At 44.5% G+C, this 11,642-nt stretch carries 7 protein-coding genes; all 7 read right to left on the bottom strand.

What is annotated here, in order from left to right; genetic code table 11:
- Positions 1-12: 12 nt before the first annotated feature.
- Positions 13-1,224, bottom strand: a complete 1,212-nt coding sequence (locus tag Q7J63_RS09820) for an Nramp family divalent metal transporter (RefSeq protein WP_304885770.1) — start codon at positions 1,222-1,224, stop codon at positions 13-15.
- Between the two features lie 2 nt (positions 1,225-1,226).
- Positions 1,227-2,711, bottom strand: a complete 1,485-nt coding sequence (locus Q7J63_RS09815) for a PQQ-dependent sugar dehydrogenase (protein WP_304885768.1) — start codon at positions 2,709-2,711, stop codon at positions 1,227-1,229.
- Positions 2,712-2,714: 3 nt separating this feature from the next.
- The gene (locus Q7J63_RS09810) at positions 2,715-4,214 is read right to left on the bottom strand and encodes a BNR-4 repeat-containing protein (RefSeq protein WP_304885766.1); all 1,500 of its coding nucleotides are present in this window, start codon (positions 4,212-4,214) and stop codon (positions 2,715-2,717) included.
- A 286-nt stretch (positions 4,215-4,500) separates the two neighbouring features.
- Positions 4,501-5,967, bottom strand: coding sequence for a RagB/SusD family nutrient uptake outer membrane protein (locus Q7J63_RS09805; protein ID WP_370691885.1), 1,467 nt, complete (start codon positions 5,965-5,967; stop codon positions 4,501-4,503).
- Positions 5,968-5,975: 8 nt separating this feature from the next.
- Positions 5,976-9,467 (bottom strand): TonB-dependent receptor, encoded by a 3,492-nt coding sequence (locus Q7J63_RS09800; RefSeq protein ID WP_304885765.1) that lies wholly within the window; start codon positions 9,465-9,467, stop codon positions 5,976-5,978.
- A 151-nt stretch (positions 9,468-9,618) separates the two neighbouring features.
- Entirely contained in the window at positions 9,619-10,638 is a 1,020-nt protein-coding gene (locus Q7J63_RS09795) for a FecR family protein (RefSeq protein ID WP_304885763.1), read from the bottom strand.
- 264 nt (positions 10,639-10,902) lie between these two features.
- Positions 10,903-11,514: an RNA polymerase sigma factor gene (locus tag Q7J63_RS09790; protein WP_304885761.1), complete on the bottom strand. Its 612-nt coding sequence runs from the start codon at positions 11,512-11,514 to the stop codon at positions 10,903-10,905.
- Positions 11,515-11,642 lie beyond the last annotated feature (128 nt).

The following is an 11,642-nucleotide window of genomic DNA, read 5'->3' as shown; positions in this document are numbered from 1 at the left end:
TAATTATGTTTTTTAGTTGTTGAACAATTCCCCGAAATTCCAGATGGCCAGTCCAACCAGCAGCATGATGCCGGCAATACCACCGAACTTGATGGCCGTGGAATTCACCCTTTCTTTCATGAGTCCTTTGTCGTTGGCGATCATAAACATCGACAAGCCTATTATCGGGACCAAAAATATCGTGACCCGCTGCGCAAAGATGATCAGCTCCAAAGGCAGATTGCCGAAGATCAACGCAATGCTTGCTCCTGCCACCATAACCAAAGCAATGCAGTATTTCACACGCTTTAGGTGCAATTGATGTCCAAAGCCCAATGCATCTGCCAACAAACTCCCCCCAACCGTGGCATTTCCTACCAGGGAAGAAAAGGAAGCACCAAACAATCCCACCAAAAATAAATGGGCGGCATTGGATCCAAACAAAGGTTCGAGTGCAATGGACATTTCTGATGCACTGCTCACCTGGATCCCTTGAGGATAGAGAACGGTGGCGGCACAGATAATCACGACAGCACTCATGACTCCCAAAATCAAAATCCCTGAGCTACTTCTGTTCTTTTGGGGAATGTTGATTTTTCTTTTTTCCTGAATCAGGTACGCTTGGTAAAACGCTCCGACAATGGAAAAGCAAGAAGCCATAAATGCGATCATCAAGCCCGCAGATCCATCGGGAATACTGGGTATAAACCCTGACATTACTCCTTCAAAAGAAGGCTTTACCATAAATAAAGTCAGGGTGAAAGAAAAGAGCATGATCCCTACCAATCCAATCATCAGTTTTTCCAATATTTTGTAAAAACTTTTGAAAAAAAGCAATCCGATTCCTAGTGAGTTGAAAACCAAAATCCAGAGCCAAATCGGCGTATGGCTTGCTTCAGCCACGGCCAATCCCACCCCTATCGAATTCCCAGCTTGAAAAGATGTCGAAACCAAGAATACACCTAAGCCAATACTTATCCCTATGGCCTTTCCCCATTTATTCCTGATCAAAGTCAACAAACTCAAAGGGCTGCTCAGGCCAATTCTTGCGCCCATATTGGTGAAGATGACCATGAAAAATATGGCGAGAACCACGATCCAAAGCATGTCATGGCCATAAGAAGCCCCCAGTTTGGAAGTAATGGTGATCTTACTGGGGCCGAAGACCAAAGCAGCAGTAATGATCCCTGGACCCAATGCTGCATATCCCCCAAAAACCTTATTCCTGAATCCTTGTCCTTCCATACTTATCTGAATTTTGCAACCTTCTCTGGTGTCACCACTTCCTTTTTCATGTTGGTCAGCAGGTAGAGGTAGTTGGTGATCGCTGCGATTTGGTCATCGGAAAGGAAAGCGAAAGAGGGCATTCGCTGATCGGTTTGCGTGCCTTCACTTCCGCTCAGCAATAATTTTAGCAGGGCTTCCGTATCCCCTTCAACAACTTCATTGCCGAGCAAAGCCGGAAAAATCCCGGAAACACCTTTCCCATCCGGTTTGTGGCAGGAAGCGCAATAGTTGTTGTAAAGCTCCTTGCCTTTCAACTGTGTATTGGAAGCCAAATCATCCGCCATAATCGGTTCGAGGACGGCTTGATTCGCGATGCTGATTTTCAATATCCGATCATCACCCACTTTTGGAAAACCAGGTTGCGGATTCCAATCCTGGTTGCTTGTGGAGATGTAAATATCCCCATTGGAGGCAACCGCAACATCTCTGAGCCTTCCATAACGCTGATAGAAATAAACCTTTTCACCGATGATGCGCTTGCCTTCCCTGTCCAGCGTCAATACCCGCAAGGCCATTCCTTTCAGGGCTGTCAACAATAAACTGTGGTTCCAAGCGGCTATCGGGCCCTGGTAATACGTCAATCCAGAAGGCGCGATGACGGGAGTCCAACTGTAAAGCGGTTCAAGGGTGGATTGGGCTTCTGCAAATTCTTTTTCTTCCTTTAAATCATGGAACCCTTCTATAAAAGGCCAGCCATAATTTGCTCCTTTCACGATCAGATTGATTTCATCCTCGATGGCATCTCCATGCTCTGAGCTATACAGTAACCCTTGGGCTGAAAAGTCAAGTCCCTGGATATTTCTGAATCCTTTGGCCCATACATAACTGTCCGGAAAAGGGTTGTCCTCAGGTATTTTCCCCTCCAGGTCCATCCTTAAAATTTTCCCATTCAGACTGGCGGGATCCTGCGCATTCTCAAAAACATAAGCATCTCCCGTTGCCCAATAAATCATCCCATCAGGCCCGAAGGCGATTCGGGATCCATTATGGGCGGTATTGGCTTGGATCTCCAACAATTCTTTGGGGCTTTCCAGACGTCCGTTTTGGAAGGTGAACCGCATCAATTTATTGCTCCGTTTTTCTCCTTGCTCCACGGTATAATTCACCAACACAAAAGGATGATTTTTAAAATCCGGGTGTACCGCCAGGCCCAATAAACCTGTGGTCCTCAATCTCCACACCTCTTCCACAAAATGAATGGTTTCGAACTCCCCTGTTCCCAGATTGATTCTGGAAATCCTTCCTCCTTGTTCTGTCAACCAAAGGAAATCATCCGAAGCATAAGCAAGGTCCCATGGAACATCCAGGCTATCTGCCAGTATTTCGATTTTCAGCAACCCATCTTCCAAAAGGAGATTGTCGCGCAATTCCAGATTTAGATTTTCTTCTTTCTTACAGGAAAAAAACAAAAGTGAAATAAGGAAGCAGTAGGAAAAGTATCTCATCCCCTATTTATTTAAAACTTTAACCCGAAGTGGCTTGGCGAATTCAGCATCCATACTTAAGGGCAACTGGTAAACCTTTCCTTTCTTGTCCGAGAAGTAAAGCCGGGAGACGGATGGTTCCCTTCCGTGACCATCTGCCCAGAAGGCATAAAAATCCTCCTGTACACCAACTGGTCTCCTGGCATAGGAGTGGTTGTAGGTGCTATTATCAGTCAAAACCTTGGCTTTCCAGCTTTTCCCCTGATCCGAGCTTTTCCACAAAACCATTTCTCCTCCAGTATTGAAAGGTTGTGGGCCGGTCTTGGTTGGTCCAATGACGATCCATTCCTTTTTGGAATCGATGTAGAGAGAACCCATATCATAATTGTTATCGGATTGGGTGATGGGGAGGATTTCCCAATCTTTCCCGGTAAACCGAGCGGTATGCCACTCTCTAGGTCCCATTTCAGGTCCGGCTTCATATCCTTTGCTGGTGACAAAAAGTATGACGGGATTGCCCAGTGCGTCATAGGTCAAGTCATTGATGTACACGTTCAGTCCCATTGCCTGATAATCTTTTATCAGCGCTGGATTTTCGACAGTTGTCAAAGGCAATGTTAGATCAACGGCATTGGCATTTTGCCAAGTTTTACCAAAATCCTTGGTTTGGATATAGTACAGATTGGTTCTATAATTCAATCCATTTTCATTTTCCTTGTAAGGATGAAAGTTAAAACTGGTACCCAAAACCTCTCCAATCTGGCCGCTGGTCTGGTAATGTCCTTCCTGAATGGCCGCCAAATCTTTCCATTCAGAATACTGCACACCATCGGGACTCGTCATGTACCCGATGGTTCTTCTTGGTTTTGAAGGTTGACCGGGAATGACTTTCCTTTCATAATGGGTAAAAAGGTTGATAAATCCATTGTTGGGTTGGAACCAAGTCTGCAGGTAGGAAAAATTATCCATCGGTACAGTTTGATCTTTCACCAATTTGTTGGCAAATACTTGTTCGAATTCGGCAATATCATAAGGCTTCTTGCTCTTGTGGATGTAGGCGGGCGTGTTGGTGCCGTGTGCCGTGGAAAAAATCCAAATATATCCTTGGTCGTCAATGTTCATGACCGGATTGTCATGCGCATTGTTGGTTTCCTTGTCCAACACGATCGTTGGCAAAGGAACCATGCCCGTTTTGTGGTCAAAATAAGAAACCATGTGCAGGAGGGTTTTCCCTTCTTTGTCCGCTCCGCCGTAGCAAAAAAAGGTTTTTTGTTCGGAAGGCACATGAATTGAAAAAGGGTAATGGTTGGCTGGGTAGGTACCCAAGCCCCCGCTGTACTTGTAGACATATTCGTCATTGGAAGGCTGGTTGCTGTACCATATTCCACGGTAGCCATCATCTTTCTGATTGAGGGTCAGGCCCTGTGCCGAAGCCTGCTGCCAACCTAAACCCGGAAAAGAAAGCGCTAATAAAAAGACAAGTATAGAAAGGTGTTTTCGCAACCTAATTTGAATCAAATTCATAATTTTCAGTGTTTTAAAATTTAATTACCCGGAAATTTCAACCCGTAATATCCATGACCAAATCCCTCCCAGCCTGGAATTGCTGAACAATCGGTTATTTGGTTTACTGTTTTTGACTTCACTACATCGGCACGCTGCCTTCATCTCCAAAAAGCCTGATATTTTTGCCCTGTGCCCATTAAAAAAACGATATGTCTATTTCGGGTCTAAGCAATAGTCCTCCAGGCCTACGGCCAAATGATTTGGCCGTAGGCAGGAAAAACTATCCATGATGAGGAGAAAACTTCTAGTACCCTGGGTTTTGGGTAATCTTGTTGGGGTTGATATCGATTTGGCTTTGGGGAATGGGGAAAAGACGCATGTGGGTCTGCATTCCTAGGTTACCCAAGACTGCCACGGCTCTTTCAGTCCGTATCAGGTCAAACCATCTGTGGCCTTCAAAAGCCAGCTCCACCCTTCGCTCCTGCTCAATGGCCAAACGGAAGGCCGCCTGATCCGGAACCGATAATCCAGACTCGGGATTCATCGCTGACTTGGGAAGCAAACCCGCACGCTCACGAACTTGATTCAGATAACCAAAGGCAGGTCCATCAGCAACGTAGCCCAATTCATTCAAGGCTTCGGCATACATCAGCAACACATCGGCATAGCGCAAAACAATCCAGTTGTTATCGCTATCCAAGTTTGCTGCTGGCGTTCCCAAGTATTTGGTCACATAATTATGTTTTACGGTATTGCCATTCAGAACATAACTGGTCTCAAGAGAAACCGCTTTTCTTAGGTCGCCTTCTTCATAGGCTGCGACCATATTTGCGGTAGGAATATTTTGTCCCAGTGGATTTCCGACCGATACGACAGCTCTTCCCGATCCAATGGGTGCAAACTGATTGGAAAAGGGACTTCCTTCTCCGGCTACACCACTTTTGAATTGAACTTCAAAAATGGATTCCGCATTGTTTCTGTTGGCGGCTCCAAAAAGGGATCCATATTCAGGGAGCAGCTGCAATTTCGCTGTGCCGGCATTATTGACCAGCTCTTCCAAAACCTGTATCGCTTGTTGGTGATTTTTCAGGGTGAGGTGAACTTTACCCAATAAACCAAGTGCGGCAGCTTTGGTTGCCCTGCCAATATCGGCAGTTCCGTACGTATAAGGCAAACTTGCCACGGCCTCATCCAAGTCAGCAACAATGGTCGCATAAATTTCCGCTACCGGATTTCTTCCGTACGAATAGCCATCCTGTGGGTTATTGATTACTTCCAAAACCAAGGGTACTTCCCCATAAATCCTGACCAAATTGAAATACATCAAAGCCCTCAAAAACTTGGCTTCAGCAGTATACCTGGCTTTGAGATTTTGATCCATAGAAACCGGGGCAATTTTCTCGATGACAATATTGGCGGATTGTATCCCTTGATAATGGGCATTCCAAGTGCTGCTGCTGATCGAATTTACCGCTACGTTGGTAAAATTATCAACAGCCTGAAGGTCTGCGCCCGCATTGGGATTGGTAATCTCTGTATTGTCAGAGCGCAAGTCTCCAATGACATGTAGGGAAGAATAGTATTGTCCTCCATACTGCAAGGAACCATAAACTGCCGTCAAGGCATTGTTCATATCTGCTGCTGTCTTGTAGAAGTTGTTGCTGTTTTGTTGGGAAATAGGTGCGCGGTCCAAAAAATCATCCCCACATCCTACCAAAGCCATAATGCTTAATGCCCCTATGATTGAATTTAATTTAAATATTTTCATCATCTTTTTGTTTAGAAGCCAAAGTTTAAACCTAACATATAAGTTCTTGCAAGTGGGTATCCACCGGCATCCACTCCAGGCACCAAAGGACTACCTCCCTGTGCGCTGACTTCAGGATTGTACCCTTCGTATTTGGTGAAGGTAAATGCATTCTGAACCGTCAGGTTGACCCTTGCATTCGCTATTTTCAATTTATCCAAAACACTTCGGGGAAAGGAATAGCCCAAAGTGATATTCCTAATCCTTAGGAAAGAGCCGTCCTCCACAAACAAGGAAGTGATATTGTTCACCACATTGCTTCCCGCGTATCCATTGAAGTTCCTGTCAATCATCGGGGAAACTCCATCACCGGGATCTGACTCCGACTTCCAACCATTCGAGGCACTTCTCAATACATTGTAGGAACCGGCATAGTTACCGTAGTATCTTCTGGCGGCATTGAGAACTTCAAAACCTTGGACACCCTGTAGGGTGAATGCAAAGTCAAATTTTTTATAGGCAAACGAGTTCGTCATCCCATAAGTGAAATCGGGGAAAGGACTGCCCAAACGGGTTCTGTCGGCGGCATTGATGACCCCATCACCATTGACATCCTCAAATCTCAACTGACCTGGCTTGGATTGGACAGAACCGTTTCCATTTAAAATGACTGGGCTGTTGTCGATTTCTTGCTGGTTTTGGTAGACACCGATCACATTATAGCCATAGAAACTCCCTGGCGCGGAACCGATTTCGGTAATATGTGTGGGTGCTGATGCAGAGGTTGCCTGTCTGGAAATAATGGGTGATCCATCAGGTCCCAATGCCAATACCTTAATGTCATTTGTAGAAATATTGAAATCGGTAGTCCATCTGAAAGCACCAATTGAATTCCTGCTGACCAAAGTATATTCAAATCCTTTGTTTTGGATTTCTCCTATATTTTGTAGTGCAGTCGAATACCCTGTAAGCGTGGGTACTGGTACTGATAGCAAGAGATCTGATGTCCTTTTGTTATAGTAATCAAAGGACATATAAATCCTGTCATCCAACAATCCAAACTCCAAACCTAGGTCCAACTGCTTGTTTCTTTCCCAGCCCAACCTGCTGTTGGGAATATTGGAAAGCCTGATTCCGTTGTTCAAATTACCCGATCCTGCTCCCAAAGGATAGTTTTCAGCTCCTGTCAGACCGATGGATCCATAATTGGTGATAAAATTATTTCCAGTCAAACCATAACTCGATCTGATTCGGAGTTCAGACAGCCAACTGACGTCTTTCAAGAAATTCTCTTGTGACAATCTCCATCCCAAGGAAACCGATGGGAAAGCACCCCATTTGTTTTCTGCACCAAATCGGGAAGAGCCATCCCTCCTGTATGTTGCGGTCAACAAATACTTGTCTTGGAAATTATAATTCACCCTGGCGAGGTATGACAATAATGCCCATTCTTCCTTGGTGGACATGGCATTGACGATCTGCCCTGCCGCATTCATGGTTTTGATTTCGTCATTGGGAAAATTGGTTCCGTTGATTCTATTGAAATCAAACTGTTCTTGCTGAATGGTGTACCCAACGACTGCATCAAAGGAATGCTCCTTGATTTTTTTGGCGTAACTCAAGGTGAATTCCGATAACCAGTTTCTTCGCTCTGAGGTGGTGTTGCTCCCCGTGGCAGGTTTGGTGGGATTGACACTGTTTGGGTTGATAATGGAGGAACTGAAGATATCTTCCCCGAAGCTTCTCATGTCCGCACCTACCAAAGCTTTGAAATTCAAATTGTCCACCAGGTTGATTTCAGCGAACGCCGTACCGAGCAAGCGCAAAGTACTTTGTTGGTGAAAATACTCCCTTGCAATCTTGACCGGATTGTCGACTTCCGAGGTACCGATCCCCAATCCGGTGATTTTTGTATAGTTCCCGTTTTCATCATAGGGACTAAGGTGGGGACCTGCTGTGATCGCAGACTGAATGATGCCACCACCCTGCCAGTTTCCTTCCGCCAAAGACTGGTTGGAAAATGTATAGGAAGGAGTAATATTCGCGCCGACTCTGATCCTGTCATTGACTTTCGAATCCACATTTACCCGGAAAGAGTAACGTTTCAAGTCAGAGTTGATGACAACACCTTCCTGATCCAAATATCCTCCTGAAATAAAATACTTGGTCTTGTCATTTCCACCTGAAAAATTCAATTGGTAATCGCGCATCATCGCGGAGCGGAAGATTTCATTCTGCCAATCCGTTCCTTCTCCCAAAGCCTCCGGATTGCTGAACTGTTCGGGAAGCAAGTACATGATGTTGTTCAACCTGGCCGAATTCGGATCGGATGCAGAGCGACCCGGCCCGGAATTTACCCATGCATTGTTTCTTGCTTCATTGACATATCTGGCAAATTCAGTTGCATTCAGCACATCCAAGGTTTTTTCTACTTGTTGGATACCGGTGTTGATGCTAAAATCAACCTTTGAAACACCTGATTTCCCTGATTTGGTTGTAATCAAGACAACTCCGTTGGATCCCCTCGACCCGTAGATTGCGGTGGCGGATGCATCCTTCAGTACTTGAATATCCGCTATATCGGCAGGATTGATCGTATTGAGCGGATTGTTTCTTTGGTCAAAATCGTTGGTCACCGGAAATCCATCTACGACATACAGAGGTTCATTTCCAGCACTAAGCGACCCTGCGCCCCTGATTCTGACAGAAGATCCTCCTCCCGGAGCACCCGTCGCCTGTGTCACTTGAACACCTGCCATCTGGGCTATCATCGCTTGGTCAATGCTGACCACAGGTTGATCTTCGATTTGCTTGGATCCCATGGAGCTTACCGCTCCCGTGATGTCCTTTTTCTGCTGGGTGCCATACCCTACGACGACAAATTCCTCAAGGTCATTTTCCTCCTTTATCAGATTGACATCTATTTTCTGGCTGTTTCCCACCACTCTTCTCGCTTTTTGGAAACCGAGGAATGAATAAACCAACACATCGCCTGGTTGCGCCTCGATGGTATATTGCCCATCGATCTCCGTCACCGTACCGACAGCACTGCCCTCCACCATGATCGTAACCCCTGGCAAAGGTTCTCCCAAATCATCTTTGACAATCCCTGTGATGCTGATAAATTCCTTTTGCACCGCCAATACCGGAGCCACCTTGCCCTCGGTTCTTTTGATCACGCTGATGGTATTGTTTACCTGTTTGAAACCTAAATCTGTTTGGATTGCGATGGATTTGAGATGGTCTTCGACGGAGCCATGCGTATCCAGGACAACGATCCTAGGATTAGACTTGAGCAACTTGTCCGTGTAAAAGAATTTGAAATCCGTTTTTTGCTCGGTTTCCTTAAAAAATTGGGACAAGGAATATTCATTTTTTTCCAATCTCAAGAATACTTCATCTATACTCTTGACCTGTGCTTTTGAAGTGCTGGCCATCAGTGGCCCAAACGTCAAGCAGAGTAAAACTACTCCTTTCATTAATAACTTGAACGACATAATTACCAGTAGTAATAATTTTTTCATATTTTTGAATATCTATAATGAAACATTGAATTGATCCATTGAAAAGGTGCTACCAACAACTTTTCATGGAAACATTGATTTGATGGACTCAGGAGCGTATTGATCGTATGCTCCTGTTTTTTTAAAGACTTTAATTTCCCATAGGCAGGCTTTAATTAAATAAAAGGATTACTTCCTTGTCATTGATTTCGAAGGTGAAACCTATCGAGGAACCCAATACATCCAGCACATTTCTTAGCGTTTCATTGTCTTGGAAAGTACCCGAAGCCAAGAAATGATCAGGTTTTCCTTTGACCGTAATCGCCACACCGTACCAGCGCTCCAGCTCATCAACCATCTCGGTGAGTGCCGTTTGGTCAAACTGTAAGACCCCGTCCACCCACAAAATCCTAGATCTTACATCCACCTCAGTTTTCGTAAATATGGTTTGGTCTAGAGAGCTGACCGATTCCTCACCTGGGTTTAGAATCAGAAAATTATCCCTGTCTTTTCTATTGAGTTTGACTTTTCCGGTCAGTAGCGTGACCGTTACTTCTGCTGCTTTGCTGAAAGTATTTACATTGAAACTTGTACCCAATGCCGTGGTTGTAATGCCACTGGCCAAAACTGAAAAAGGATGGTTTTCATCCTTTACCACTTTGAAAAAGGCTTCACCTTCCAACTCGATCCGGCGATTGGTTAAAAAATCTTCACTGTAGCTGATTTTACTACCGGAATTCAGATAGACCGTGGAACCATCGGGCAAGAGGATTTTGGTCTTTTGACCCGCCGGATTCACCCGTTCTACCGATTTGATGCCTGCAGCCAATTGGATCGGCGCTTGATCCTGATGGAATACACCGAACAAAAACAAGCCGGCAAAACCCAGGATCAAAAAACTCGCTGCAACAGCCCACCACTTCCTGAAAGTGGTTCTTTTTGGCTTGACGGGATCTTTCAAAACCACCGGTTTGGCATAACCTTTTTTATTTTTGTTTATTTTTTCCCAAAGGGACGGAGCATCCCATTCCTCGTAGCGATTCTTTTTGGGATTTTCATCCCATAGTTCAAGCACCTCGGCAGACAAAAATTCTTCCCCATCTGGGGTATCCAACCAAACCACCAATTCCCTAGCCTGCTCCTCATCCAGCCTGCCTCCAAAAAAATCCTCCAATTGTTTTCTTCTGTCCATTTTCATTTATTTCTAGGACATATACCCTCAAGCATTGTGAAATACTCACGGGGGTTTAAAAATAATTCAATTTTTTTCGCATCCCTTTTCCCAAGACTTTCCCAAGCCATTTTCAAAACAGGAAATTCGATGAACTCTGGTAGCGCTCCATTAACCCAATAGGCAAATAAATGAGGGGATAATCAGTACGCCAATATCCAAAAAGGAAAAAGCATCAAAGGGTAGTGAAAATACAGCTAAAAATTGAATCCGGATTATCTGGGATCAGAATAAGATGTAGGATTCAGAAAAAACAAAGAAGGCTGAAAATGAAATGATTTTAAGTTTCAACAGGCGGTCCTTTACCTGTTTGGATGCACGGAAAATCTGGTTTTCAACCGTTCGTTTGGAAACACCCAATTGTTCGGCGATTTGTTCCACTGTCAGGTTTTCGTGGTTGCGCAGCATGAAAACCTGCTTTTGCCCATTGGGCAACTGGTCGATGATATCGGAGGATATTTGATGAAAATCGGTATAAATCATCTCATTTTCGGGGTCCAATCCATATTGGAGAGCAAGCAGTGGGATTTTGTACTGCTGATAAGCAAAAAATCGGGCTTCTTTTTTACTCTTTTTGATGACCAGTGACCGCACCATCGCAATCATGTAGGCATTGATGGACAATTCAGGATTTAGGCTTTCGCGTTTTTTCCATATTTTCAGAAAAATGTCCTGCACAATCCCTTCCGCATCCTCATGGCAAAGATTCATTTTTCTGGCGACATGATAGATTTTTTCCGCAAAAAGCGTGTACAATTTCTCGAAGGCTTTTTCATCGCCTTTCGACAAATCCAAAACGATTTTTTGAATTGCAGCTCCTTTGAAATCTGTTGCCATGGGAAAGAATGGATCGAATCCAAAGGAAGGAATTAAATTTAATGTTTCAAATACCCCCCGAAAAATTAAAAAGGCAAGACAGGGTTATTCCTTTTCAAATTGTAAACAAAACCGTTTATTTATTATGA

This window comes from Rhodonellum sp. (genome assembly GCF_030656585.1).
In the GTDB taxonomy this organism is placed as follows: Bacteria; Bacteroidota; Bacteroidia; order Cytophagales; family Cyclobacteriaceae; genus Rhodonellum; species Rhodonellum psychrophilum.
The sequence above is the reverse complement of the archived record's forward strand: the minus strand, read 5'-3'. Positions and strand labels throughout refer to the sequence as shown.

Bases quoted from the DNA above. Each gene is read 5' to 3' on its own strand.
- Q7J63_RS09820 (WP_304885770.1), bottom strand. From the start codon at position 1,224: ATGGAAGGACAAGGATTCAGGAATAAGGTTTTTGGGGGATATGCAGCA.
- Q7J63_RS09810 (WP_304885766.1), bottom strand. From the start codon at position 4,214: ATGAATTTGATTCAAATTAGGTTGCGAAAACACCTTTCTATACTTGTC.
- Q7J63_RS09795 (WP_304885763.1), bottom strand. From the start codon at position 10,638: ATGGACAGAAGAAAACAATTGGAGGATTTTTTTGGAGGCAGGCTGGAT.
- Q7J63_RS09800 (WP_304885765.1), bottom strand. From the start codon at position 9,467: ATGAAAAAATTATTACTACTGGTAATTATGTCGTTCAAGTTATTAATG.
- Q7J63_RS09815 (WP_304885768.1), bottom strand. From the start codon at position 2,711: ATGAGATACTTTTCCTACTGCTTCCTTATTTCACTTTTGTTTTTTTCC.
- Q7J63_RS09805 (WP_370691885.1), bottom strand. From the start codon at position 5,967: ATGATGAAAATATTTAAATTAAATTCAATCATAGGGGCATTAAGCATT.
- Q7J63_RS09790 (WP_304885761.1), bottom strand. From the start codon at position 11,514: ATGGCAACAGATTTCAAAGGAGCTGCAATTCAAAAAATCGTTTTGGAT.